At 72.5% G+C, this 25301-nt stretch carries 25 protein-coding genes and 1 pseudogene; 11 read left to right on the forward strand and 15 right to left on the reverse strand.

The features are described from left to right. The 3 genes and pseudogenes from IIE03_RS00100 to IIE03_RS00110 all read left to right on the forward strand — a co-directional run. Nucleotides 1-570, forward strand: a 570-nt coding sequence (locus IIE03_RS00100; protein WP_192860705.1) for a tetratricopeptide repeat protein, incomplete at its 5' end; no start/stop codon positions are given. After that, nucleotides 567-1103 (forward strand): hypothetical protein, encoded by a 537-nt coding sequence (locus IIE03_RS00105; protein ID WP_192860706.1) that lies wholly within the window; start codon nucleotides 567-569, stop codon nucleotides 1101-1103. The genes IIE03_RS00100 and IIE03_RS00105, both read left to right, overlap by 4 nt. Before the next feature lie 620 nt (nucleotides 1104-1723). Continuing rightward, a pseudogene (locus IIE03_RS00110) lies at nucleotides 1724-2914 on the forward strand (cytochrome c oxidase assembly protein); the annotation flags it as partial. Nucleotides 2915-2997: 83 nt separating this feature from the next. On the opposite strand, the gene IIE03_RS25490 reads toward IIE03_RS00110, so the two are convergent. Continuing rightward, nucleotides 2998-3399 carry a four-helix bundle copper-binding protein gene (locus IIE03_RS25490; protein ID WP_225997007.1) on the reverse strand — a complete coding sequence of 134 codons (402 nt, stop codon included), beginning with the start codon at nucleotides 3397-3399 and terminating at the stop codon, nucleotides 2998-3000. A 210-nt stretch (nucleotides 3400-3609) separates the two neighbouring features. Here IIE03_RS25490 and IIE03_RS00115 point away from each other — a divergent pair, with 210 nt between their 5' ends. Together IIE03_RS00115 and IIE03_RS00120 are read left to right on the forward strand one after the other, a co-directional pair. Next, nucleotides 3610-4929 carry an ATP-binding protein gene (locus IIE03_RS00115; RefSeq protein ID WP_192860708.1) on the forward strand — a complete coding sequence of 440 codons (1320 nt, stop codon included), beginning with the start codon at nucleotides 3610-3612 and terminating at the stop codon, nucleotides 4927-4929. Then, complete coding sequence (locus IIE03_RS00120) at nucleotides 4926-6989, forward strand: CocE/NonD family hydrolase (protein ID WP_192860709.1); 2064 nt, start codon at nucleotides 4926-4928, stop codon at nucleotides 6987-6989. The genes IIE03_RS00115 and IIE03_RS00120 overlap by 4 nt, the downstream gene beginning before the upstream one ends. 117 nt (nucleotides 6990-7106) lie before the next feature. On the opposite strand, the gene IIE03_RS00125 is transcribed toward IIE03_RS00120, so the two are convergent. Continuing rightward, a complete protein-coding gene (locus IIE03_RS00125; RefSeq protein WP_192860710.1) occupies nucleotides 7107-8123 on the reverse strand; it encodes a sodium:calcium antiporter in 1017 nt (338 codons plus the stop codon). 160 nt (nucleotides 8124-8283) lie between these two features. Here IIE03_RS00125 and IIE03_RS00130 point away from each other — a divergent pair, with 160 nt between their 5' ends. Beyond that, nucleotides 8284-8691, forward strand: coding sequence for a hypothetical protein (locus IIE03_RS00130; protein WP_192860711.1), 408 nt, complete (start codon nucleotides 8284-8286; stop codon nucleotides 8689-8691). Between the two features lie 186 nt (nucleotides 8692-8877). Beyond that, on the forward strand, nucleotides 8878-9861 hold the full coding sequence (locus IIE03_RS00135) for a glycoside hydrolase family protein (protein ID WP_192860712.1): 984 nt from the start codon (nucleotides 8878-8880) through the stop codon (nucleotides 9859-9861). Nucleotides 9862-9960: 99 nt separating this feature from the next. Here IIE03_RS00135 and IIE03_RS00140 read toward each other — a convergent pair whose 3' ends face one another. The 4 genes from IIE03_RS00140 to IIE03_RS00155 are packed head-to-tail and all read right to left on the reverse strand — an operon-like array spanning nucleotide 9961 to nucleotide 12804. Then, nucleotides 9961-10374: a type II toxin-antitoxin system VapC family toxin gene (locus tag IIE03_RS00140; RefSeq protein WP_225997008.1), complete on the reverse strand. Its 414-nt coding sequence runs from the start codon at nucleotides 10372-10374 to the stop codon at nucleotides 9961-9963. Nucleotides 10375-10405: 31 nt separating this feature from the next. Then, on the reverse strand, nucleotides 10406-10675 hold the full coding sequence (locus IIE03_RS00145) for a type II toxin-antitoxin system Phd/YefM family antitoxin (protein ID WP_192860714.1): 270 nt from the start codon (nucleotides 10673-10675) through the stop codon (nucleotides 10406-10408). 58 nt (nucleotides 10676-10733) lie between these two features. Further along, the gene (locus IIE03_RS00150) at nucleotides 10734-12233 is read right to left on the reverse strand and encodes a dihydrolipoyl dehydrogenase family protein (RefSeq protein ID WP_225997009.1); all 1500 of its coding nucleotides are present in this window, start codon (nucleotides 12231-12233) and stop codon (nucleotides 10734-10736) included. 1 nt (nucleotide 12234) lies between these two features. Next, nucleotides 12235-12804, reverse strand: a complete 570-nt coding sequence (locus IIE03_RS00155; RefSeq protein ID WP_192860715.1) for a hypothetical protein — start codon at nucleotides 12802-12804, stop codon at nucleotides 12235-12237. A 137-nt stretch (nucleotides 12805-12941) separates the two neighbouring features. On the opposite strand from IIE03_RS00155, the gene IIE03_RS00160 reads away from it, so the two are divergent. Beyond that, the gene (locus IIE03_RS00160; protein WP_225997010.1) at nucleotides 12942-13535 is read left to right on the forward strand and encodes a TetR/AcrR family transcriptional regulator; all 594 of its coding nucleotides are present in this window, start codon (nucleotides 12942-12944) and stop codon (nucleotides 13533-13535) included. Here IIE03_RS00160 and IIE03_RS00165 read toward each other — a convergent pair. The 5 genes from IIE03_RS00165 to IIE03_RS00185 all read right to left on the reverse strand — a co-directional run bounded on the left by IIE03_RS00165 (nucleotide 13525) and on the right by IIE03_RS00185 (nucleotide 19828). Beyond that, nucleotides 13525-14589: a carbohydrate ABC transporter permease gene (locus IIE03_RS00165; protein WP_225997011.1), complete on the reverse strand. Its 1065-nt coding sequence runs from the start codon at nucleotides 14587-14589 to the stop codon at nucleotides 13525-13527. The genes IIE03_RS00160 and IIE03_RS00165 overlap by 11 nt on opposite strands. After that, nucleotides 14579-15526 carry a carbohydrate ABC transporter permease gene (locus IIE03_RS00170; RefSeq protein WP_318842698.1) on the reverse strand — a complete coding sequence of 316 codons (948 nt, stop codon included), beginning with the start codon at nucleotides 15524-15526 and terminating at the stop codon, nucleotides 14579-14581. The genes IIE03_RS00165 and IIE03_RS00170 overlap by 11 nt, the downstream gene beginning before the upstream one ends. 2 nt (nucleotides 15527-15528) lie before the next feature. Beyond that, a complete protein-coding gene (locus IIE03_RS00175) occupies nucleotides 15529-16839 on the reverse strand; it encodes an ABC transporter substrate-binding protein (RefSeq protein WP_192860716.1) in 1311 nt (436 codons plus the stop codon). Nucleotides 16840-16973: 134 nt separating this feature from the next. Next, nucleotides 16974-18599, reverse strand: a complete 1626-nt coding sequence (locus tag IIE03_RS00180) for an FAD-dependent oxidoreductase (RefSeq protein ID WP_318842699.1) — start codon at nucleotides 18597-18599, stop codon at nucleotides 16974-16976. A 134-nt stretch (nucleotides 18600-18733) separates the two neighbouring features. Further along, on the reverse strand, nucleotides 18734-19828 hold the full coding sequence (locus IIE03_RS00185) for a LacI family DNA-binding transcriptional regulator (protein ID WP_192860717.1): 1095 nt from the start codon (nucleotides 19826-19828) through the stop codon (nucleotides 18734-18736). 177 nt (nucleotides 19829-20005) lie between these two features. On the opposite strand from IIE03_RS00185, the gene IIE03_RS00190 reads away from it, so the two are divergent. Then, nucleotides 20006-20248 (forward strand): hypothetical protein, encoded by a 243-nt coding sequence (locus tag IIE03_RS00190; protein ID WP_192860718.1) that lies wholly within the window; start codon nucleotides 20006-20008, stop codon nucleotides 20246-20248. 34 nt (nucleotides 20249-20282) lie between these two features. On the opposite strand, the gene IIE03_RS00195 is transcribed toward IIE03_RS00190, so the two are convergent. The 4 genes from IIE03_RS00195 to IIE03_RS00210 form a co-directional block, all read right to left on the reverse strand. After that, a complete protein-coding gene (locus tag IIE03_RS00195; RefSeq protein WP_192860719.1) occupies nucleotides 20283-20981 on the reverse strand; it encodes a haloacid dehalogenase type II in 699 nt (232 codons plus the stop codon). A gap of 66 nt (nucleotides 20982-21047) precedes the next feature. Then, a complete protein-coding gene (locus IIE03_RS00200) occupies nucleotides 21048-21224 on the reverse strand; it encodes a hypothetical protein (RefSeq protein WP_192860720.1) in 177 nt (58 codons plus the stop codon). 51 nt (nucleotides 21225-21275) lie between these two features. Further along, a complete protein-coding gene (locus IIE03_RS00205) occupies nucleotides 21276-22070 on the reverse strand; it encodes a hypothetical protein (RefSeq protein ID WP_192860721.1) in 795 nt (264 codons plus the stop codon). 97 nt (nucleotides 22071-22167) lie between these two features. Next, nucleotides 22168-22827: an RICIN domain-containing protein gene (locus IIE03_RS00210; RefSeq protein WP_192860722.1), complete on the reverse strand. Its 660-nt coding sequence runs from the start codon at nucleotides 22825-22827 to the stop codon at nucleotides 22168-22170. Between the two features lie 95 nt (nucleotides 22828-22922). On the opposite strand from IIE03_RS00210, the gene IIE03_RS00215 reads away from it, so the two are divergent. Both IIE03_RS00215 and IIE03_RS00220 read left to right on the forward strand, forming a co-directional pair. Beyond that, entirely contained in the window at nucleotides 22923-24206 is a 1284-nt protein-coding gene (locus IIE03_RS00215; RefSeq protein ID WP_318842700.1) for a DUF418 domain-containing protein, read from the forward strand. A gap of 82 nt (nucleotides 24207-24288) precedes the next feature. Then, on the forward strand, nucleotides 24289-25301 hold a 1013-nt coding region (locus tag IIE03_RS00220; RefSeq protein ID WP_192860723.1), incomplete at its 3' end, for an ArsR/SmtB family transcription factor.

Below are 25301 nucleotides of genomic sequence, written 5' to 3' on the forward strand. Positions count from 1 at the left end.
CCCGGGCTGCTGCCCGGGCCGGGCTGCACGACGACGACCGGCGGCGGCGCCTCGTGCGCCGCGAGCGCCGCCGGGACGACCGACACGGCCACCGGCTCGCCCGAGCGCACCACCGGCGAGACGGCCACCACCGGGCGGGACGGCCCGGTCGGGCAGGACACCATCGCCGGGCAGGGGGACACACCCCACGGCCGGTCCGACGCCGCCACCTCCGTCCTCGAGGACGCCGTCCGGGACCAGCCCGGCCGCGTGGAACTGCGCACGGCGCTCGCCCACCGCCTCGACGACACCGGGCGGGAAGCCGCGGCCGTCCCGCAGTGGGCCGCCGCCGTCCGCCTCCGGCCGCTGGATGCGGACCTGCGCTACCGGTACGCCTTCGCGCTCACGCGCACCGGCTCCCCCCGGCAGGCCGTCCCGGTGCTGGAGGAAACACTCGCCGTCGACCCGCGGCACGGCCCCTCGCTCCTGCTGCTCGGTTCCGTGATCGAGAAGTTCGACCCCGACCGCTCGGCGGCGCTCCTGGAGCGGTACCGCGCCCTGCGTGCGGACACCCGGGAGGACGACCGATGAGGGGACCGCGCCACGTCCGGCCACGCGATGCCCGGCAACGCCTCGTGCGACCGCGCCCCATTCGGCCGGCCCTTCCCCGGCCATGCCCCGCCCGGTCACGTCCCGCGCGTCCGCGCCCCACTCGGCCGCGCCCGTCCGGCGTCCTCCCGGCGGCGCTGCTGGCCGTCGCCCTCCTGACCGGCAGCCTCCTGACGGGATGCGCCGCCGCGGCCGACGCGCCCTCTCCCGCACCGTCCGCCGCCCCCACCGACACGCTGCGCGTCGGCCTGACCGAGTGGAGCATCGAGACGGGCGACGCCGTGCCCGCGTCCGGCCGGCTCACCGTCCTCGTCACCAACGTGGGCGCGACCGGCCACGACCTCGTGGTGCGCGGCGCGCGCGGTACCTGGGGCACCCCGGTCCTGGCGCCCGGCGAACGGCACGAGCTCACGGTCACCGCGGTGCCCGGCGAGACGCTCGAGCTCGACTGCAGCGTCTCCGGGCATCACGCCGCGGGCATGAGCGCCGAACTGGACGTCGCGGAGGAACGGTGACCCGCCGGCCCGCGACAGGCGGCGCCCCGCTCGCCGTCGGGGGCGTCGCGCTCGCGGCCGCCGTGATCGCCGCCGCCGCCGGGCTGGCCGTCGGCGGGCCGGACGATCCCGTCCTGCGCGACCCGGGCGCGGCCGTGCGCTGGGGACTTCCGCTGGCCGAGGTGGTCGCGCGCCTGGCGGCCACCGTCACGATCGGCGGGCTCGCGCTCGCTGTCGCGGTCCTGCCGCCGGCCGACTCCGGGCCCGCGGTCCGGGCCGCGGCCGTCGCCGCCGTGGTGTGGGTGGCCGCCCAGGGCGCCTGCCTGGTCCTGACCGCCGTCACCGTCGTCGGTTCTCCGGTGGCCGACGACGGCACGCCCGCCCTGCTGGTCTTCCTCGGTACGGCACCGGCGGGCCCCTTGCTCTGGGCGACCGGGCTGGCGGGCGCGGTGGCGGGTGTCGTCCGTGGCGTGCCCGAGCCCGCGCGCAGCCCGCTCGCGCTCGGCTGCGCGCTGCTCGCCCTGGTCCCGGTCGCGGCGGCCGGGCACGCCGCGGACCACGGGCCGGGCCACGGTGCGGCCTCGGCGCTCTGGCTCCACCTGGGCGCGGTGACCGTGTGGGCCGGCGGGCTCCTGGTGCTGGTGGCCCTGTCCGCCGGGCGGTGGGGCGCGCTCGCGGGCGGGACGGCCTCGTTCTCCACGGTCCGCCGGTTCTCGCGCGTCGCGGGCTGGTGCTATGCGGTCGTGGCGGCGTCGGGCGTGCTCGCGGTGCACGGCATGTCGGTCTCGCCCGGCGAACTCCTCACCACCCCGTGGGGGCTGCTGCTCCTGGTCAAGGCCATGCTGCTCGGAGCGCTGGGGGTCGCCGGCTGGGCCCATCGTCGGGTGGTGATCGGCCGCGCCGCGCTGCGGGGTGGGCGGCCTCTCGCCCGGCTCGCGGTGGGCGAGGTGGTGGTGCTCGCGGCGGCCGTCGGGCTCGGGGTCGCGCTGAGCGGGGTGACGCCTCCGCCGTCGGCCGCGCAGGACGCGGCGCTGCCGCCCCTGTCGGTCGCGACCGCGCTGACCCGGTGGAGCCCGGAACCGGTGCCCGCCGTGCTGGCGGTCGCAGGGCTCGTGACCTACCTGCGCTGGACCGCGCGGCTGGCGCGGCGTGGCGACCGGTGGCCGGTCGGCCGGGTGCTCGCCTGGGCCGGTGCGATGCTCCTGCTGCTGTGGGTCACCGGTGGCGGCCCCGCCGCGTACGGGCACGTGCTGGTCAGCGCCCACATGGTCCAGCACATGGTGCTCGTCACCGGAGTGCCGCTCCTGGCCGCCCTGGCGGCGCCCGCGACCCTCGCGCTCCGCGCGCTGCCGCCCGCGACCGACGGGCCGCGCGGGCCGCGCGAGTGGCTGCTCGCCGTGCTGAACAGCCGGATCACCCGGGTGCTCCTGCATCCCGTGGTGGCCACCGCCGACGTGGTGGTGAGCATGGCGGTCTTCTACGCGACGCCCCTCTTCGAGCTCAGCCTCACCAACGGCGTCGTGCACCTCGCGGCGGTGCTGCACTTCGGCGTGGCCGGGTACGCGTTCACGACGATCCTGATCGGTATCGATCCCGTGCCGCACCGGCCGCCGTACCCGCTGCGGCTGGTCATGCTCGCACCCGCGATGATCTTCCACACGGTGCTCGGGCTCGTGCTGGTCACCAGCTCGCGGATGCTGCTCGCGGCCGGAGCGCTGGCGCAGGTGCGGCCCGAGTGGCTCACCGACCCGGTCACCGACCAGCAGGCCGCCGGGGCGCTCATGTGGGCGCTCGGTGAGGTGCCGGCGCTGGGGCTGGCGCTGCTGATCGCGACCCGCTGGGCGGCGGCCGACGTGCGGGAGCAGCGCCGGGCCGCCCGGCGGGCCCGATCCGCGGGGTCGTCTCGCCCATGGCGTCAGCTCATCGTGGTCCGCAGCTCCCGGCAGGCCGATTCGCAGGAGCGGCACGCCTCGGCGCAGACGCGGCAGTGCTCGTGCGTGCCCGCGTGCCGCTCGCACTCGTCACCGCACGTCTGACAGGCGGTGATGCACGCGTCGAGCAGCGAGCGGCTGATGTTGGCGTCGTAGCCGGTGTGCCGGGACAGCACGCGTGCGGTGGTCTCGCAGATGTCGGCGCAGTCCAGGTTGGTGCGGATGCACTTGGTCAGCTCGGCCACGGTGTCCTCGCTGAGGCAAGCGTCCGCGCAGGCGGTGCAGGCCTGCGCGCACTCGATGATCCGGTCGACCACCCCCGCCAGTTGCGTACGGTCGAGGTTGATCGACTTCGGGTAGGTCTCCACCATCGCGGCAGTCTTCATCGCTCCTCCTCATGTCGATGGGGTCGGCGCCGCCGGGCGCGCCGCCGATGCCCCTCCACGCTAGGAAGCACCCCACCCACTCGCATCACCGGCACCACGGGCCGGAGGCCGGGTCGACGCCGGTGCTCGCCGCCGTCACCGGCGCACACGGTTCGTGCCCCGGTCCCGTGCGTCGTTGCGAGTGGGTGCGGCTCGTGGTTGCGTCGAGGTATGAGCGAGTCCGACGGCCGGAGGCGCAACGTCTTCGTGCTGGGCATGACCGACCTCCAGCGGGAGGAGCTGGAGAGCATGCGGCAGGCCGCGCGCTACTCGTTCCACCCGCTGCTCGACTACGAGCCGCTCGTGCGCAGCACGGACCACGACTTCGACGCGCTGCTCGACGAGGCACGCGCGCAGCTCGCCGAGTTCCCCGGGCCGATCGACGCCATCGTGTGCCACTGGGACTTCCCGAGCTCGCTGGTGGCACCCATCCTGTGCCACGAGAACGACATCCCCGCTCCGTCCGTGACGAGCGTGCTCAAGTGCGAGCACAAGTACTGGAGCCGGCTCGAACAACGGCGGTCGGTCCCCGAGGTGGTTCCCGGGTTCACCGCGTTCGACCCGTTCGCCGACGACGCGCTGGACCAGGTGGAGCTGCCCTACCCGTTCTGGGTGAAGCCGGTCAAGGCACACTCGTCGAACCTCGGGTTCGAGATCCACGACGAGCGGGAGTTCGAGTCCGCCCTGGACGAGATCCGGGAGGAGATCACCGGCGTCGGCGACGCCTTCAACCAGGTGCTGAGCCGGGTCGACCTCCCGGAGAGTCTCCGGGACGCCGGCGGGAACACCTGCCTCGCCGAGGAGATCATCTCAGGCATCCAGGCCGCCCCCGAGGGCGTGGTGGCCCGGGGCAGGTTCAGCGTGCACGGCGTCGTCGACATGCACCGCAACCGTTCCGGGCACAGCATCGACCACATCGACTACCCCGCCGTGACCGTCCCGGCCGAGGTGCAGCAGCGGATGGTCGACACCGCGGAACGGTTCCTGCGTCACATCGGGTACGACGACGGCGCCTTCAACGCCGAGTACATGTGGCACCGGGAGACCGACCGCCTGCGGCTCATCGAGGTGAACACGCGCATCTCCCAGTCCCACACCGAGCTCTTCCTCAAGGTCGACGGCACGTCCAACCACGAGGTGGCGATCGACGTCGCGCTGGGCGAGCCCCCGGAGATGCCGCACCGGCAGGGCCCGTTCGCCGTCGCCGGCCAGTGGCATCTCTTCCACGACACCGACGCGATCGTCCGCGGCGTCCCCGGCGAGGAGGACCTGGCGGCCCTCGAACGGGCTCTCCCGGGCACGAAGGCCGCCCTCCAGGTGAAGCCCGGCGACCGCCTCTCCGACCTGCCGCACCAGGACAGCTACCGGTTCCGGCTGGGCAGCGTGTACCTCGGCGCCGACGACCACGACCAGCTCGCCGACCGATTCCGCCGTGCGGTGGAGCTGCTGCCCTTCGAGTTCGATCCCGTCCCCGAGGAGGACCCTGCATGAGGACGGTCACCGATCTGCCGTACGAGGTCGAGACCGTCGAGAACGTGTTCATCCCGCTGCGCGACGGCCAGCGCGTGGCAGCGCGGATGTGGGCACCGGTCGACGCCGCCACGCGCCCGGTCCCCGCCGTGGTGGAGTACATCCCCTACCGCAAGCGGGACTCCACCCGGGGCCGGGACGCGCACAACCATCCGTACATCGCCGGGCACGGATACGTCTGCGTGCGCGTGGACCTGCGTGGCAGCGGTGACTCCGACGGTGTGCTGGTGGACGAGTACCGTCCCCAGGAGCTCCACGACGCCGAGGACGTCATCGCCTGGCTGGCGGAGCAGCCGTGGTGCGACGGCAACGTCGGGATGATGGGCATCTCCTGGGGCGGCTTCAACAGCCTCCAGGTGGCCGCCGCCGCGCCACCCGCGCTCAAGGCCGTCGTCAGCGCGTCGGCGACCGACGACCTGTACGTGGACAACATGCACTACATGGGCGGCTGCCTGCTCGCGGACAACCTGTCCGAGGCGACGGTGATGTTCGCGTTCAACAGCCTCCCGCCCGATCCCGCCGTCGTCGGCGACCGGTGGCGCTCCATGTGGCGGGAACGCCTCGAGGGCAGCGGGCTCTGGCTCGACACCTGGCTGCGGCACCAGCGCCGGGACGACTACTGGAAGCCGGCGTCGGTCTGCGAGGACTACTCCCGGGTGCGATGCCCGGTGATGGCCGTCGGCGGCTGGGCCGACGGCTACACCAACGCGATCTTCCGGCTCCTGGAAAATCTCGACGTCCCCCGCAAGGGCCTGATCGGCCCCTGGGGGCACCGCTACCCGCACCTCGGCGTGCCGGGCCCGGCGATCGGCTTCCTCCAGGAGGTGGTGCGCTGGTGGGACCACTGGCTCAAGGGGGTGGACACCGGCCTCGAGGACGAGCCGATGCTGCGCGCCTGGATGCAGGACAGCGTCCCGCCCAGCGCCTCCTACGAGGACCGGCCGGGACGCTGGGTCACCGAGCCGACCTGGCCGGCCCCCGGGGTCGAGGACCGGGAGTACCGCTTCTCGCCCCACCACCTGTCCCCCGTGGGCAGCGGCCAGGTGACGACGGAGCGTGACGAGACCGGCGGGCAACGGGTCAGCCTGCTCTCACCCCTCAGCGTCGGGATGTTCGCCGGCAAGTGGGCGTCCTACTCGGCGGTGCCCGACCTGCCGTACGACCAGCGCGAGGAGGACGGCGGCGCGCTCGTGTTCGAGACGGAGCCGCTCGCCGAGCCCCTGGAGCTGCTCGGCCTGCCGCGCGTGGGACTCGAGATCTCCTCGGACCGTCCCGTGGCGCAGCTCGCGGTCCGGCTGTCCGACGTCGCCCCGGACGGGGAGGCGACCCGCGTGACCTACGGGGTGCTCAACCTGACGCACCGCGACGGCAGCGAGCATCCGCGGCCGCTCGAGGCCGGCCGCACCTACCCGGTGACGGTCCAGCTCAACGGCATGGCCCAGGCGCTGCCCGCCGGGCACCGGCTGCGGGTGTCGATCTCGACGTCGTACTGGCCGCTGATCTGGCCGGCACCCGAGCCGGCGACCGTGACGATCACGACCAGCAGCAGCGCGCTGTACCTGCCGGTCCGTCGTCCCCGTTCCGAGGACGACCGGCACCGGCCGCTCGAACCCCCGGAGGCCGCCGAGGAGGCCGAGACCACGGTGCTCGCCACCGGCCGGCACTCCTGGCGCGTCACGAGAGATCTCGCCACCGACGTCTCGACGCTCGAGATCGTCAACGACCAGGGCACCTTTCGGCTCGAGGACACGGGCACGGTGATCCACCGCGACACCCGCGAGTGGTACAGCTTCCGATGGAACGACGTGACCTCGGTACGCGGCGAGACGCGCACCGTCCGCCGGTTGGAGAACGGCGCCGACTGGCGCGTCGAGGTGGTCACGCGCACCGTCCTGACCTGCACGGCGACCGACTTCCTGATCAACGCGCAGCTCGACGCCTACGAGCTGGACGAGGAACAGGGGCACCCGCGCGTCTACTCGCAGAACTGGCAGCGACGGATCGCCCGAGACCTCGTCTGAGCCGGACCTCGTCCGAGCGGCACCTCGTCCGAGCGGGAGCCGGCGCGGGACGTGGTTCGAACAGGGCCTGCGCGGGATATCGGGCGAGACCTGTCGGCGCAGTCGCGGTCGCACGGTTCAGAAGGCGAGGACCAGCACCGTCGTGCCGTAGGCCAGGGCCAGTCCGATGCCTTCGAACCCGACCCTGGCCGGTCCGCGATCCTGGCGGACGAGGAGCCCGGCGACGACGACGATCGTCATCAGGATGCTCGCGGCGGTCAGGAAGAGCGAGTCCGGGCCGGGCGCGTGGTAGATCGAGCCGCCTACATAGAAAACGTCGCCGATCGCGACGTTGAGCACGTCGAGGGTGTTGCCGCCCAGGATCGCGGCGATGGCGAGGGTCAGCGCCCCGCGGCGCACGGCCGCCACCGCGGTGACGGTCTCGGGAAGGGCGTTGACGACGCCCATGAGGACGGCGCCGACGAACCCTGCGCTCAGGCCGGTCCCGCCCACGATCTGCTGGGCCGACCGCGCGATGGCCGCTCCGCCCGCGCTGACGAGCAGAGCCACCGCGGCGAACTCGATCCACAGGCCTCGCAGGCGCCGTGCCGGAGCGGCGTTCTCGTCGACGACGTCCTGGCGGGTGGACTCCGTCCTGACCGCACGCCACATCGGCTGGGCCGCCGAGCGGCGGATCAGGACGAGGCCCGTGCCGTAGAGGACGACGAGGACGAGGGTGGTCGGGTGGACGGGGCCGAGCACGGTCTCGGGGGTGAAGCTGCCCATGAGCGTGACGGTGAGCATGGCCATCAGCAGGCAGCCGAAGAGCACGTTCGGCAGGGAGGCGGCGGCGTGCTCGAGGTTGGAACGCCGGTAGAAGAGGTCCGCGACGGCGATCGCGAACGTCTGCGCGGCGACGCCGCCGACCGCGTTGGCGTAGGCGAGCTCCGGGTAGCCGTCGGCGGCGGAGAGCGCCGTCATGACGATCCCGCTGAGCGAGGTGAAGACGCCGAAGAACACGGCGCCGAAGATCGCCTCGCCCCAGCCCGTGCGGTCGGCGAGCACATCGCCGAGACCCGCGAGCCGGATGCTGCCCCACACGGTGACGAGGGCCGCACCGGCGAAGACGAGGGTCGCGAGCAGCAGCGGTGTCATCTGGTCGTTCCTGGCCGGGAATGCCTCAGGTTGCCGCGATCGTACGCGTGAAGCCCAGGACGAGCACGTCGGCCCGGTCGACGACGCCACGGCATGCCGACGCGGTCCCCCGCCGGATCGTTCCCTGGCGTACCGTCGTACCAGCGACCCGAGGGGACCGATGACCCGTTACGCGATCGACGCCCCGACCCTGCTGCGCCTCGTCGACGACGACCTGACCGTCGATCCCGCGCACCAGCTCGTGGCACCGAAGTCGATCCACTCCGACGCCCTCACGCGGCTGCTGCACGACGTCCGCGCCGGCTCCCGCACCGAGCGGGACGCCCTCGCCGTGCACGAACAGATCACGGGGCGCAAGATGCGGCTGCTCGGTGATCGCGTCTCCCGCCGCGTCGCCTGGCAGCTCGCGCGTGAGCACGGCTGGCCGGATCTGCGCGACGCCGAGTACCTGGCGGTGTGCCGCCTCCAGGCGGACGCCCTCGTCACCGTCGACCCGGCCCTCGCCGTCAAGGCCGCGGACATCGTCCCCGTCGCCCCGCTCGACGCACTGCTGAACCCGCGCGGATGACAGTCGTTCGGTGCTGACGACGTCGAGAGGCCTGCCGCCACCCGTCGACCGCGGATAGTTCGCATTATCAGTCTGGACGGCCGGACCGACGTCGCCCGAGACTCGGATCCGACAAGGCCCGGCGCGTCCTTCCCGCGCCGCCGCGCACCGGAGCGCGGCGGCCGCCCGGGCCGGAGGAAGGTCGCCATGGATACGGACCGAGAACTCGCCCTGAACCGGACGACGCTGAACCGCAGGACCCTGCTCATCGGCGCCGCCGCCGTCGGCTCGGCCGCCGCCCTGGGCATCGCGCCGCCCGCGCGCGCCGCCGTGCCGGGCTTCCCGGCGTTCACCCGCCTGGGCGCGGCGCTCGACAAGTCGTCGCTCGCCTACAACCCCACGAACGAGCTGATCTTCCCCTCGGTCCGGTACGTGGCCGGGCGGGTCCGGAACCCGTTGGGCGCCTGGTACATGTACTACGCGCCGCACGACCCTCCGGGCGGGATCTGCCTGGCGTACGCCGATTCGCTCACGGGTCCGTGGCGGGAGTTCCCGGGCAACCCGATCATTCCCCGGGAGCGGTACGGGGTGAGTCACGTGTCGAGCCCGCACGCGGTCTGGAACGACGCCGACGGCAGGATCTACCTGTTCTTCCACGGGGAGAACACGACGACCCGGGTGGCGACGTCGACCGACGGGCGCAGCTTCACCTCCGGCAACGTGGTGCTGACCACGGCGATGCTGCCGTCGAACGTCACCGAGACGTCCTACGCGCGGGTGTTCCCCCACCCGACGCAGTCGGGCATCCACATCATGCTGTTCATGGGCAACCAGTCCGGGACCCGGAAGATCTTCATCGGCTGGTCCCATTCGCTGGCGTCGGGCTGGAAGTTCAAGCACGACCCGCTGATCTCGCCGCGCGCCGGCGAGGGCGGTCAGCTCTCCGGGGCGCACTACTGGTCGCGCAACGGCGGCGGCCACGTCGTCTACCACTCCGGGGCGGGCACCATCCACGTGGCCGACGTCGGCACCAGCTTCGACCGCGAGAACCACCTGGGCGTCCTGTACACGGAGCCGGTCGCGACCCGTGCGGCGGCCCCGAGCTTCGCCGAGGAGAACGGCCGTCTCCACATGTTCTACGAGGCGGGCGCGCGCGGGAACACGAACATCGCCATAGCCCGCGCCGACTGAGCCGTAGGTCAGGTCGGTCGAGGGCAAGGTGAGGCTCCCGTCCGGAGCCCCGGGCGGGAGCCTCATGTTCGCCCTGATGCGCTTCCTGCGCGGAGATCCTCAGTCGAAGGGGGTCACCGGACGCGTAACGGCGACCATCGTCACGACGTCGTCGAGGCCCTTGAAGTCGCTCGGGTTGGTCGTGAAGAGGGGCAGCCCTTCGGCAGCGGCCGTTGCCGCGATCATGAGGTCCGCCGTACGGCTGCGCGGCTTCCTCCCGAGCGCCACCGTCAGACCGGCGAGCTGTCCGTAGATTCGGGCTGCCTCGACGCCGAACGGGATGGGATCGAACTCGTTCTCCGTGCGCTGCAGCACGTTGATCCGACGAGCGCGCTCGACGTGCTCCGCATGGGCTTCCTGGCCGGAATCGCTCCGGACGATCATCGGTCCTGCCGTGAGCTCGGCGAGCGTCACCGCCGAGATCGCCATCTCGTCCGGGAGTTCGGACGCGTCGATCCACTCCCGCAGGATCATGATGTTCGTGTCCAGAAGTCCCTGAGTCGGCTCAGCGCGCATAAGGGTCGGACAGTTCGTCGTCGAGCGCTGCCTCCTGGTCCGCCCTGAACGCCGCGAGCGAGAACGACGAACCGCCCTTCGGCATCGCCGTGAACTCCTCACGGGTGACGAAACGACGACGCCGGCGGATCGGGACCAGCTCGCCTACCGGGTGACCGTCTCGCGTGACCGTGTACGTCTGTCCGGACTCGACGGCGTCCATGATCTCGCGCGATCTGGAACGCAGGTCGCGCTGAGTGACTTCGGGGTGAGCGCTCATGGCAACGATGGTAGCAATGCGTGCTACACGGTGCCACACCGATTCCCCCTCGAGTCGCCTACGTGTCCCGGCCGTAGGTCTCGAGGAGCCGGAGCCAGATCTCGCTGATCGTGGGGTATGCGGGGACCGCGTGCCACAACCGGTCGATCGGAACCTCCGCCGCGACGGCGATCGTCGCGGGGTGGAGCAGCTCGGCGACGTCGGGACCGGCCACGGTGAAGCCGACGATCACCTTCCTGTCCTCGTCGACGATCATGCTCGCCCTGCCGGTGTACCCATCCGCATGCAGCGAGGCGCCGGCGACGGCGCCGAGGTCGTGCTCGACGACGCGGATGCGCAGCCCGGCGGCGACGGCGCTGGCGGCGGTGTGGCCGACGGCCGCGATCTCCGGGTCGGTGAAGATCACCTGCGGTACGGCGTGGTCGTCGGCCGTGGCCGCGTGGCGCCCCCAGGGTTCGGCGTCGAGGGGAGTTCCGTGCGCGCGGGCCGCGATGGCGTCGCCGAGGATCCTCGCCTGGTACTTGCCCTGGTGGGTCAGGAGGGCACGGTGGTTGACGTCGCCCGCGGCGTAGAGCCACCCGTTCTCGGCGGGCGTGCCGTCACCGTCGACCACCGGGGGGAGCTGGTCGACCCGCAGGGAGTCGTCGACGTGCAGCCAGTCGCCGGGGATGAGTCCGAGGCGTTCGAGGCCGAGGTCGTCGGTGTTGGGCTTGCGGCCGGTGGCGACCAGGACCTCGTCGGCGTCAAGCGTCGTGCCGTCCGCCAGGGTGACATGCACAGTCCCGTTCTCGTCGCGACGGACCACCTCGGGTTCCGTGCGCAGGTGCAGTGTCACGCCCCGCGCCTTGAGCGTCCCGGCGACGAGGTCGCTCGCGAAAGGCTCCACCATGGGGAGCAGGCCCTCCCGGGCGATCATGGTCACCCGGGAACCGAGGGCCGCGTACGCGGTGGCCATCTCGGTTCCCACGACGCCACCGCCGATGATCGCCAGACGGCCGGGCACGGCCTGAGCCGCTGCGGCCTCGCGGCTCGTCCAGGGAGCAGCGCCGGCCAGCCCGGGAATCTCGGGAAGGCGGGCACTGCTGCCGGTGGCGACGACCACGGCGTGCCGCGCCCTGAGCACGGTCGTGTTCCCGCCGGGGTCGGTGACCTGGACGGTGCGGGCGGCACTGATCCGCCCGACACCGCGCAGCAGGGTGATTCCGGCGCTCTCCAGCCAGGCGACCTGGCCGTCGTCGTGCCAGTGCGAGGCGAAGGCGTCACGGCGGGCCAGCACCGCGGCCGTGTCCAGGCCGCCCGTCACCGCGGCAGCCGCCCCGGGAAGGGCTCGCACCGCGCGCAGCGCGGCGGCGTCGCGCAGGAGCGCCTTGGTCGGCATGCAGGCCCAGTACGAGCATTCCCCGCCGACCAGCTCGCTCTCCACGATCGCCACGGTGAGGCCACCCTTGACGGCTCCGCCGGCGACGTTCTCCCCCACCGGCCCCGCGCCGATGACCACGACGTCGAAGGTGTTCTCGGTCGTCTCGGCGTGCTCCACCATCTCTGCGTTCTCGGTCATCTCAGGCACCCTTCTTCGCGACACGGTTCAGCCGCAGTGCGGAGATCAGGAAGAAGACGCCGCCGAGCGTCGCGTATCCGGCGACCGAGGTCAGCATCGCGTTCGGCCCGCCCGCCATGGCGATGAAGCTCGCCCCGGCGAGCACGGAGATGCCACCGCTGAGGATCATGGCCCACTGTCCGCCGAGGCGGTACCTGCCGATCGCGACGACGAGCTGCACGACACCCGCGGTGATCGCCCAGGCGCCCCACACCCGCAGCACCGCGGGAACACCCGACGCGACGGCGATCCCCAGCCCGATGGCCGTCAGCAGGCTCAGGGCCACGTTGACGTACAGGCCGACGGCGGGTCGCGAGACCTTCGAGGAACGGACGTCGATCACGGCCGCGGCGACATCGAACAGCGGGTACAGCACCAGGAGCGCCACGGTCACCGGACCGAGGCTCGCCCCCACGGCGAACATCAGGATCGCCCAGACGACCGCGAAGCCGAACCGGACGAGGTACAGGTTCCGCAGCGGGACAGCGGCGGCCACGGCAGACGATTCCGCGGTGGCGGAGGTGGTGGACATGAGGTGTTCCCTTCGATCAGGGCCGCGGCGTCGCGAGGACGGCGACCCAATCTGGTTGATGTCTAGGTAGAATGACTAGTCACTCTATTGAGCTGACAATACACAGCGGCGAGCGTCGGGCGCAAGGAGAGCGACGAATGGAGCCACGTATGATCTCGACCGTGCAAGGGTCGATGCGAGAACGCCTGCTCGAGGCGGCGAACGAGCTGTTCTACGCCCAGGGGCTGCGCGCGGTGAGCGTGGACAAGGTCATCGACCGTGCCGGCACCACGAAGGTGACGTTCTACCGGCATTTCCAGAGCAAGGACGACCTGATCGTCGCCTACCTCGAGTCCCGCGCGGAGGTCGAACGACACGGCGTCGACGCGGCCATCACCCACGGCGGCGGGGACGTCGACGCCGCCCTGCGCATCATGGCCGAACACACCGGGGCGGCCGCGTGTGCCCCGGGTTTCCGCGGCTGCCCCTTCATCAACGCCGCCGCGGAGTACCCCGACCCCGGCAGTCCGGTCCGCGAGGTCGTCGCCGCCCACCGCCGGTGGTGGACGAGTGCGTTCGAGCGGCTCGTCGCGCCGCTCGACCTGGCGGACCCCACCGCGGCGGCCGAGGACCTGATGCTCCTGCGCGACGGCGTCATGGTCGCCGGCTACCTCGGCGACCCCGCCAGGATCGCCGCCTCGTTCCTCCGCAGCTGTCAGGCCGTCATCCGCTCCGCGGCTCTCACCCCTTGAGTCCCGTGTGGGCCAGGCCCTGGACGAACTGACGCTGGGCGACCAGGAACACCGCGAGCACGGGGAGCACCGTGAGCGTCGTCGCGGCGAGCTGGACGTTCCACATCGGTCCGCCGTAGGCGTCGACGTACTGGGTGAGCGCCTGCGGGAGCGTGAAGTTGTCCTTGCTGGACAGGTACACGATGGGTTCCAGGTACAGGTTCCAGGACTTGAGGAACGTGAAGATCGCGACCGCCCCGAGCGCCGAGCGCGACAGCGGCAGCGCGATGCGCCAGAAGATGCCCCAGCGCCCGAGTCCGTCCATCCGGCCGGCCTCCTCGAGCTCCGCCGGGAGGGCGAGGAAGAACTGCCGCATGATGAACACGGCGAGCACCGCCGGGGCCCCGAGCACGGGGATGACGATGAGCGGCCAGTGCGTGTCGATGAGGCCCATGCCGTTGACGATCCGGAACAGCGGGACGATCGTCACCTCGGACGGCACGAGCAGGCCGGCGAGCACGAGCACGAACAGGGCGTTGGCCCCGGGGAAACCGATCCGCGCGAACGCGTAGCCCGCCATGGCGGCCACCAGCATCGTGCCGATCGTGACGACCGCGGCGATGTACAGCGAGTTCCAGTACTGCTGCGCGAACGGCTGGAGCGCGAACACCTGGCCGTACGCCTCGAACGTCGGGTCCTGCGGCCAGATCGTCGGCACGGCCTGGAGGATCTCGCTCATCGGCTTGAGGCTGGAGGTCGCCATCCACCAGGTCGGGAACACGAACGGCACGCTGAGCAGCAGGAGCAGGGCGACGAGCGCGCCGCGCGCCCAGCGTCGTCGGGCCCGCAGGCCCGCCCGCGACACGCCCGACCGGTCCGACGGCGGCCGGTCGGGCCGGGGTCCGCCGAGCACCATCATGTTTCCCGCCGGCTCCGCGGCGCCGGGCCGTTCCGTCGCCGGCTGTACCGCGTGAGACCGACCGGCGCGGGACCGGCCGGCGCCGGACCGCTCGGCACCCGGCCGGCCGGCACCCGGGAGACCGTCGCCCGCTTCGGGCATGACCTCAGACTTCATGGAAGACCCACCTCTTGCGCGACTGCCACTGCAGGAGCGTCAGCACGAGGACGATGACGAACAGGAGCACGGCGATCGCGCTGGCGTAGCCGAACTCGTTGAACCGGAACGCCTGCTGGTACAGGTAGTAGACGAGCACGGTGGTCGAGTTGCCCGGGCCGCCCCCGGTGAGGACGTCGATCTGCGCGAAGACCTCCAGCGATCCCACGATGGTGATGATCGAGACGAGCAGGATCGTCGGGCTGATCATCGGCAGGGTGATCGACCGGAACCGCCGCCAGGCGCCCGCGCCGTCGAGCCGCGCGGCCTCCTGCAGCTCCACCGGCACGCCCTGGAGGGCGGCGAGGAACAGGATCATGTTCAGCCCGACGTTCTTGAACACCTGGACCACGATCACGGAGATCATCGCGGTGGTCCCGTGCCGCAGCCAGTTCGGCCCTTCCAGGCCGAGCAGTGCGAGGAACCCGTTGATGCCGCCGTCGGCCTGCAACAGGAAGCTCCACACGATCGTCCACGCCACCAGCGACACGACGACGGGCGAGAAGAAGAACGTCCGGAACGTCGTCGTGCCGGGCAGCTTCTGGTCGAGCAGGACCGCCAGCAGCAGCGCCAGCGTGATGTTGAGGACGACCAGCCCGATGGAGAACCACAGGCTCGCCAGCAGGGCGTCCGCCAGCCCGGGATCCGCGAGCAGCCGCTCGTAGTTCGCCGCCCCGGCGAACGTGAACGTGCCCGCCAGGACGTTCCACTCGTGCAGGGAGTACCAGACCACCATGCCGAGCGGCAGGACGACGAACGCGAGGGCGCCCAGCACCACCGGCGCCACCATCGTGTACCCCACGGCCCAGTCACGACGTACCGCCTTCGACACCCGGGCCTTCGACGCCGGCGTCCTCGGCCCCGGCACCGACGCCCGCACCGGCGCTGCTGCCGTCACGATCACTCCTCCAGGAGCGGCTGGATCACCGCACACGTCTCGTCGAGGACGGCCGCGACGTCGGCGTCCTCGGTCCACATCGCGTCGAGCTCGGCCCGCACCGTCTCCGACAGCTTCGCGAAGTTCCGGTGGACCGGCTTGGTGACCGCGCCCTCGATCCCGTCGACGACGACGGTCTGCAGCTGCTCCTCGCTGAGCAGCGGGTTCGCGGCGGCCAGCGTCTCCGCGTCCAGCAGCGAGGCGCGCGGCGGCGGGAAGTACGTCGCGAGCTTCTCGGCGTTGGCCGGGCTGGTGAAGTACGCCAGGAAGTCCGCGGCCACGTCCGGGTTCTCGCCCTGCGTGAACACGCCGATGCCGGCCTGGCCGATCACGTTCTGCTGCCCGGCCGGGCCCGCCGGAAGCGGGAGCAGGTCCCACTCGAACGAGCCGTCGAGCGCCGACGCGCGGCTGATCTGCGTGATCGTCATCGCGGCGTCGCCCGCGAAGAAGTCGGCCGTCGTGCCCGGGCCGGGCATCGCGCCGTCGTCGAACGTGGCGTCGTGGATCCACCGCATCGCCTCGACCATCTCCGGGGCGGTGAACGTGCACTGCGTACCGTCCTCGCTCCACGGCGCGGCGCCCCAGCCGTCCCACACGGTCGAGAGGTTCTCCCAGAGCTGGTAGTCGAAGTCGCGCACCACCAGGCCCTGCTTCCCGGAGTCCTCGGCCGTGGCAGCGGCGATGTCGCGCGCGACGTCGAACGTCCACTCCCCCGACCCGACCAGGTCGGCCGGGTTCTCCTGCCCCGCGGCGGAGATCTGGTCGGTGTTCACGAACACGCCGAACGGGCTGTTGGAGAACGGGTAGGCGTACAACCCGTCCTCGTCCTGCCACAGCTCCAGCGTGCTGGGGATCAGGTCCTCCACGTCGTACTCCTCCGTGCTCTCCAGGACGGGGCGCACGTCCGCGAGCGCCCCGCTGGAGACGAATTCGGGGGCGTAGCTCTCCAGCACCCAGGCGAGGTCGGGCGGGTTGCCGCCGGCGAGCTGGGTGGTGAGGGTGGTGGTGTAGTCCTCGAACGGGATGGTCTCGAACGTGACGCCGGAGACGAGTTCTGGGTTCTCCTCGGCGTAGGCGTCGCCGATCTCCTGGAACAGCGCGAGGTGGGACTCGTCGGCGGTCCAGACGGTCATGCGGAGCTCGACGGGTTCGGACGGGGTCTCGGGTTCGCCCAGGGCGCCGGGTTCCCCGCCGCCGCAGGCGGAGAGGGTCAGCGCCGTGGCGAGCGCGGCGGCAGCGGCGGCAGCTCGCGGGCGGCGGATCGGGATATGCATCAGTGCTCCTTCGGACTGAGGGGTTCGGTGGCGTGGTCGGCCGGTTGTCGGATGATCGGCTCCTCGGGGGACCGACCTCGCGACATCGAACCGACCATTCCGGCGGGCGGCCGGTGGTTCAGTGGGCCGGTGGTTCAGTACGGATAGACCTCTCCCTCCGGCCAGCGCAGCTCGATCCCGGTGGCGGTGAGCTCGCGCTGGTAGTCGGCCAGCAGTTCGGGCTTCTCCTGGACCTCGTGGGGGACGTGGCCGGTGGCGAGGCAGTGCGCGGCGAGGTGGCCGGCGGCCTCGCCGACGTTCCACTCGACGGGGTGGAGCCGGTAGCACCCGTTGGTGATGTGGGTGGTGCCGATGTTCTTGTTCCCGGCGAGGAGGTTGGTGGTCCGTCGCGGCAGGAGGGCGCCGAGGGGGATCTCGAACGGCGTGGACGGCACGTCGATGTAGGTGTCGCCGCCGGTGGAGGGGTGCAGGTCGATGCGGTACATGCCGACGCCGACGGAGTCGTCGTAGCGGGTGGCGCCGCGCTCGCCGCGCACGGCGTGGGAGACGTCGTTCTCGGTGACGGTGGTGACGGCGCGGATGCGGCGGGACTCCCGGTGGTAGACGGCCTGCGCGAGGCCGTCGGCGCTGCCCATGACGTCGGGGCGGAGGCGGAGGCCGGGAAACCCGGTGCCGCCGTCGGCCCGCGGTGCCTCGGTCTGCATCCAGTAGAGCATCGAGAGGCTGAGCCGGCGGGCGTCGGCGATCCGCGCCTGCGCGACGTCGCGCGGCACGTCGAGGACGTGGTCGAGGAAGTAGTCGATGCTGGGCCAGTTCACGAGGCACAGGTCGCTGTCGCGGAACCCGGGTTCGAGGAGGTCGCGGGCGGCGATGCGGCGGAACAGCCAGAGGTTGCCGTCACCGGCGTTCCTGGACTGGTCGGCGTCGACCCGGAGCGGGTCGTCGCCGGGGTTGGGGGTGAAGCTGCGCTCGTCGAGCGCGAGGGTGCGCGGGTTGGGGGCCGTCCAGGACAGGAGGCGCTCCCCGCGCCACGCGGCGGGCGCGTAGGAGCGCCAGAAGTCGTAGCGTTCGGGCCGGTCGATGGTGTGGTCGCCGTCGACGTGTTCGACGGCGAAGCAGACGCTCAGGGCCTGCACGTTGTCCGGCTGGGCGACGTCGGGCGCGCTGGGCTCGCCGGTCTCGGACGCGGCCTCGAAGCCGGTGACGTACTCGGTGCCGGTGAGCGGGAGCAGCTCGCCGGTCTCGGTGGCGTCGATCGTGTAGGCGGCGCTCACGGTGACGTCGGGTCCGCCGACGACGGAGCCGAGCGTCACGGAGGTCACCCGGTCGCCGTCGGTCGTGGCCGACGTCGGGCGCACGCGCTCCAGGAGTCGGATGCGGCCGGCGGAGCGGTAGGGGGCGAGCATCTCCTCCAGCACGCCGACGGCGACGCGCGGCTCGTGACACAGCTTGGAGACCCAGCCGGCGCCGGGGTTGAGCGCCGGCCACGCGCGGGCCGCGCCGGTGAGCGGGTACCGGCGGCGGTAGACGTCGCGGATGCCGTCGCGCAGGGCGCGGTAGCGGGCAGTCACGCCGAAGCGCTCGACCCAGGGGTGCTCGTCGGGCGGGACCGCCTGGGAGGTGAGCTGGCCGCCGATCCAGGGGTGCTCCTCGGTGAGGACGACGCGGGCGCCGCGCCCGGCGGCGGCGAGGGCCGCGGCGATGCCGCCGAGCCCGGCGCCGACGACGAGCACGTCGGTCTGCAGGTCTTGCTGGGTCACGTGGAGGTCCGTCCTGTCGTGGGGCGTGCGGGTGGGCGGGGCGGTCAGGGCGAGGGCGGTCGGAGCCGGACGGTTGGAGTCGGGGGCAGTTGGAGTCGGGGGGAGGGTGCGGTCAGGGCACGCGGCCGGGCGGGCTACGCGGAAGCAGGGTCAGGTCCGGCGGATGACGGCGCCGGGGCGGCGGTCGCGCCCTCCACGTCCGGGCAGTTCAGGAGCTGGTGGAGCTCGGCGTCGGGCACGGCGGACGCGCGCCGGGTCTCGCGATCCCGCCGGCCGCCGTCGTCGGCGACGAGGCGCGAGAGCAGGTACAGGGCGCGCACGCCCATCTCCTCGCGCGGCACGGAGAAGCCGGACCAACGCCGCCCTCCCCGGCGGGGGTGGTGGGGCTGGCCGAGCAGCAGCACGGACACGTCGCCGGGCACGCGGGCGCCGCGGCGCTCGAGTTCGTCGGCGAGTTCCTCGGGATGGTTCTCGGGCGCGACGACGACGGCGGTGAGCGACCGGGCGAGGATCTCCCCCGCGGCGGTGGCGACGTCGTCGGACTCGACGAACGACGGCGTCAGTCCCCGCGCCTTGAGCGCCGTGCGGTAGCCCTCGACACGGTCGAGCGTGGGCTGGTCGGTGCCGCGCACGCCGACGTAGCCGAGGTGCCGGTGACCGAGCGCGACGAGGCGGTCGACCTGCCGCGTCGTCGCCCCGACGTAGTCGGCGCCGACGTACGGCAGGCGGCCGCCGTCGCTGCCGCGCTTGCCGATGAAGACGAAGGGGTAGTTGGTGTCGAGCAGGTGCTGCAGCTCGCCGCGGTCCTCGTGCTGGCCGAGCAGGAGGCAGCCGTCGGCCACGCCGAGGCGCTGCCAGCCGTCACGCGTGAGCTGCCGCCGGCCACCCGTGGCGGGGGCGCTCGTGAAGAGCAGCAGGTCGACGCCGAGCCGCTCGGCGGCGTGCTCGATCCCGACGAGGAATGGCCCGTAGAAGTCGCGGCCCGCGCGCGGGAACGTCGCCTCGTAGGTGAACACGCCGAGGATCTGGGTGAGGCCGCCGGCCAGGCGCTGCGCGAGGGGGTTGGCGGTGTAGCCGGTGATGCGGATCGCGTCGAGCACGCGCTGGCGCGTCTCCTCGCCGATGCGCACGCCGGCCGGGGTGTTGCCGTTGAGCACGAACGAGACGGTGGCCTGGCTGACGCCCGCCATCGCGGCGACGTCCGACTGGGTGATGCGGTGACGCGGCACGGTTCCTCCTCGAACGCCTCGTCCGGTCCTCGGTGACGCCTTGAGTCTCACCGCCCGCCGATCACGCGGTCAATTCGATAATGCGCATTATTTGCAGGGCCGGGCGGGTCCGATCAGGGTTCGGCCAGGGTCGCGTGACACACTCCTCCTGTCGCACGTCTACGTCAGGAGCTGCGCGTGGCCATCAGGTCGTCCCGGACCACGAAGATCGTCCTCGGCTGGGTGGTGATCCTGGCCCTGCTCGTCCCTGTGATCCTGCAGTTCGCCGCGATCACGCGCGCGGACCCGGCGCTGCTCTGGGGCATCGTCGCGATCGTCGTCCTCGGGGCCTGGCTCTGGCGCACAATCAACCGCGCCGCCGGAACGGACCAGCGCCGTGACGACCTCGACGAACCCGTCCGCCGCGACGACGGCTGGTGACCTTGCCCGTCAGCAGCGGCGCCCGGCTCCCGCCTCACTCGCCCCTGGTGAGAAGGCTGTGCAGTTCCCGGAGGTCCGCGGCCTGGAGGTCGAAGGTCTCGCCGGGCCGCGGAGCGTCACCGCCGGGGCGCGGCACGTAGGCCGTGCGCATCCCCGCGGCGGCAGCCGCCCGGAGGTCCCAGGCGTGGGCGGCGACCATGATCGGCGTTCCCGCGTCCGACGGCACCGCGGCCATCGCCATCGCGTACAGCGCCGGAGCGGGCTTGTACGTGCCCGCGTCCTCCGCCGACAGCACCTGATGCCAGCGGAGGCCACCGTTGCCGCTGAGCCCGGCCAGTGTGCGCCGGTCGGCGTTCGACAGGCCCATCACCGTGACGTCGCGGCTGAGCAGGTCCAAGCCGGCCACGGAGTCCGGCCACGGCCGCAGCCGCTCCGAGGCGGACAGGAGGCGCCCGATGGACCCGCCCGGCAGCAGCCCTCCGCCGGCAAGCCACTCCAGGGCCTCCCGGTCGAGCTCGTGGCCGGGAACGAACGGACGGTCGCCGTCGACGATCGCCTGCTCCTGCCTCGCGATGTGGCCGAGCCACGCCTCGACGACCGGGTCCGCCTCGGTGATGTCCGCGCCCGCGGCCTCGCTCACCTCGTCGCGGAGGCTTCCGGCCTGGTCCACCAGCGTGCCGAGGACGTCGAACACGACGGCCCGTCGCGGGGGCCGGGCGGGTGGGGAGGGCATGACCTGGACGATACCGAAGGCGACCGCGGTCGCATCCGCGACGCGAGGGCCGGGCGCCCGGCCGCGTCAGGCGCTGAGCGCCGCGAAGCCCTCGTAGACCATGAACGCCGGCCAGAAGAGGCCCTGGACGATCGCCCACACGTATTCCCAGAACCCGTCGGCCTGCTGCCAGAAGTAGACCCACGCCCCGAAGATGCCGAGCCCGTAGATCGCCCCGCCGGCGGCACCGCTCCTGTCAGCCATGTCGCACCTCCGCCATCAGCCTATGCCGCCACGACCGGGCGGGCAGGACTTTCACTCCTCGGTGGGGTCCGGGATGTCCACCTCGCCGCCCCACTGGGTGAAGGTGTTGCTGGTCGTGGTCGAGATGCCGGCGAAGGTTCCGGTGCCCACGGCGTAGGCGCCGAGGTGGTCGGGACGGAGGTAGAGCTCGACGTCGCTGAGGGCGACGTCCATCACCGTCATCGGGGTGTCGGGGGTGAGCAGGTAGGTGGTGGTCGCGTCGGCGTCGTCCACCGGCGGGTTCTCCTCGCCGACGACGGTCCAGGTGTCCGACGTCGCGAACCCCGTGGCCAGGACGCGCGGGTCGGAGAAGACGCGGACCAGTTCGACGATGCTCGTGGCCATGACGACGGCCGGGTCGGCCGACGACGAGTCGGCCTGGACCCACCCCTGGCCGGGGAAGCGCACCCATCCGGTCTCGCCCTTGACGACGACCTCGCGCTCGGCCCCGTTGATGCTCATCGAGTAGTCCGGGTCCCACCGGAAGTGCACGACGTCGCTCGTCCCGTCACTGGACTCGACCCGCTGCACGCCCGACCCGGCCGCGACCATCGCGGCGGCGACGCAGTCCCCGAGGTCCTGGCCGGAGACGGTCTGCTCGGCGCGCAGCTCGACGGCCTCGCAGGCGGCGATCGCCGGCTGGTCCGACCCGTCCGGAGCCGGCTCCTCCGTGGTCGCCGTCGCCACGGACGACGGGGCGGCTGAGCCGTCGGCGCCGGCGCCCGGCGCGGGCGACGTGCACCCGGCGAGCACGCCGGCGACAAGGAAGGGGACGATCGCGGGAACACCGCGGAGAAGGATCTTCACATGGCCAGACCCTGACAGCCCGCCGAGCGGAACTCAACAGGTCAGCGGCAACTTCACCCGTGCTCCGGCGCCGTGGCCGTCGGTGTGCCGGGACGGGTCAGCCGATGGTCCAGAGCTGGTTCGGGCCGTTGTGGCACTGGTAGACGTTGACCGGGCTGCCGTTCTCCGTGCCGGCGGCCTCGACGTCCAGGCAGAGTCCCGTGGCGACGCTGCGGACCGTGCCGTCGCCGGGTGCGCTCCACCGCTGGTTGGCGCCGCCGTGGCACTCGTGGATCGCGACGGCGGTGCCGTTCGCGCCGCCGCTGGCGTCGTCGAGGCACTTCGTGCCGCCGATGCGCACCTCGCCCGCGGCCGTGACGGTCCACCGCTGGGCGGCGCTGCCGTTGCAGTCGAAGATCTGCAGCGTGACGCCGTCGGAGAAGTTCGCGCCCGGCACGTCGAGGCAGCGGCCGGAGCCCGCGCCCGTGAGGGCGACGACCGGCGGCTCCGGAGGCGGGGACGGGCTGGGCCGGCTGCCGGGCCCGGTGCTCGGCCCGGGACCGGGCGACGCCGACGGCGTGGTTCCGCCCGATTCGCGGGCGACCGGCTCCGCCGAGCCCGCGGTCCGCGTCGGGTCGGCGTCGGCGGGCGACACGAGGCCGTCCCGGGCGAACAGCCACGTCATGCCGAGAATCGCGCCCAGCACGAGCACGCCCGCGACCAGCCACGTGAGCACGGTCGCGGTATCGGCCCGGGACCGCGGTCCGGCGTCGTACATCGACCTCGCTCCCCTTCCGACGGAACCGAGCAGACCCTACCGCGCAGCGCCCACTTTGCTGGCGCTCACCCGCCCTCGCGTGCTGCGATGTCCTCGTGTCGACCACTCTGACGCGCGGGCCCGTCCGCGCCGCCGAACGCTCCCCCGCACCCGACCTCGCTCGCGGCTTCATGCTCCTCCTGATCGCCGTCGCCAACACCCCGTTCTACCTGTGGGGTCTCGAGACCTCACCCGGCAGTTCCCACCCGATCGAGGGGTCCTGGCTCGACCAGGTGGCCGACGTCTTCATCATGACCGTCGTCGACCTGCGCATCTATCCGATGTTCGCGTTCATGTTCGGCTACGGGATGATGCAGCTGTACTCCCGCCAGCTCGCCGCGGGCACCTCCGAGAAGCGGGCGCAGCACCTGCTGCAGCTGCGCAACATGTGGCTCCTGATCTTCGGGTTCGTCCACGCGGCCCTGCTCTGGATGGGCGACGTGCTGGGCGCGTACGGACTGGCCGGCCTGCTGCTGGTGTGGCTCTTCCTGCGCCGCAAGGACACGACGCTGGTCGTGTGGGTGTCCGTCCTGCTGGGCCTGCTCGCGATCGGCACCGCGTTCGCCGGCGTCGGCGCGTACTTCACCGCGCAGCTCCCGCCCGCGGAGGCGGCGGAGATCGCGACGAGCTTCCAGATCGACGACACCTCGATGACGACGGACTCGTACCTCGTCTCCGTCGTCGCCCGGCTCGGCATGTGGGCCTTCATCACGGTCGGCCAGGGCGTCCTGGGGCTCGTGGTCCCGATCATGATCCTGCTCGCCTTCTGGGCCGGCCGCCGCCGGATCCTGGAGAACCCCGGAGAGCACCTGCCGCTGCTGCGCCGGGTCGCGGCGATCGGCATCCCGCTCGGCATGCTCGGCGCGGTCCCGGGCGTGCTCTACCACGTCGGCGTGCTGCAGGTCCCCGACGTGTCGGCCTGGATCTTCGAGCTGGTCCAGGCGTTCACGGGCTTCTTCGGCGGCCTGGGCTACGTCGCGCTCTTCGGCCTGGTGGGGCATGCGGTCGCCCGACGACGGCGCGAGGCGCCCGCGCCCGACGCCCCGGTCACGAGCGCACTGCGGATCGACGGACCGGTGGCGGGCGCGCTGCAGGCCGTCGGCAAGCGCTCCCTCACCTGCTACCTGCTGCAGTCGGTGCTGTGCGCGCCGATCCTCACCGCCTGGGGCCTCGGCCTGGGACAGCACCTGTCGTCCTGGTCGATGCTGCTGTATGCCATGGGCGTCTGGGGACTGACGGTCGTGTTCGCCGTCTGGCAGGAGAGCCGGGGAGCGAGGGGCCCGGCGGAGGTGCTGCTGCGCAGGCTGGCGTACGGGCGGAGGCGTCTGACAGCGGCATGACAGCGATCTGAAAGCGCTGCCTGGTCAGGTGGTGGTGCGAGTGCCGGACGGCGCTCGGACCCTCATCTGGCGGAGGCACGGCATGCTGCGGATCCACTTCACGGCCGACGACCTCGGCCGCGTCCGGCTGGCGGCGGGAGCCGACCCTCTCTGGGAGACGCGGCTGAGTGCACGCGTCGTGAACGACCCCGAGGGCGCGCGGGGCGCGCTCGGGCAGTGGCGCTCCGAGGTGGTCCGGGACCTCCCGCGGCAGGCGCTGCCGTACCTGCACCTCACGCCGTCGCGCGGATACTCGCCCGACTTCCTGGTGCCCGAGACGGGCAGCGTCGATCTCGCGTCCGGGATCCAGGCCGTGCTCGGCACGCCGGCCGGGCGGATGGCCGCCGAACTGGCCCGGCTCGATGTCGCGAGCCCCCTGTCGGGCTGGGTGCACTACCTCGCGAGCGGCGCGCCGCGCGCGCTGCAGGGTCTCCGGGCGACGATCACGGCCTACCACCGCCACGCCGTCGCGCCGGTGTGGGACCGCGTGTGGTCGGCGGTCGAGGCCGACCGTGCCGCGCACGCCCACGGGCTGGTGACGGAGGGAGCGCGGGACACGCTCGCGGCCCTGCATCCCCGGATCACCTGGTCGGGGCACACGCTCCGCATCGACGACGGCAGGCACGACCGGGACATCCACCTGGCCGGCCGCGGTCTCCGGCTCGTCCCCTCCTACTTCTGCGGGGACGTCCCGGTCACCTTCGAGGACCCGGGGCTGACACCGGCGCTCGTGCTGCCCGTCGTGCACTCCCCGTACGAGGCCGCCTCGCGGGACGAGTCCGCCGGCGCCGCCCTCGCCCTCCTGCTGGGCCGGACGCGCGCCGCGGCGCTCCGTGCGCTGGCGACGCCGGTGACGACGGGTGCTCTGGCCCGCCGCACGTCCGCGTCGCCCGCGTCGGCGTCGCAGCACGCCGCGGTGCTCCGTCAGGCCGGCCTGGTCGTGTCGCGGCGCGACGGACGCTACGTGGTCCACACCCTCACGACGCTGGGCGCCCGGCTGCTGGCCGCGGCCGAGCGCGGCGAAGCGGCCACGGGCAGGCAGCGGCCCCCGAAGCC

It is taken from the genome of Myceligenerans pegani (assembly GCF_014892515.1).
Lineage (GTDB): Bacteria > Actinomycetota > Actinomycetes > Actinomycetales > Cellulomonadaceae > Myceligenerans > Myceligenerans pegani.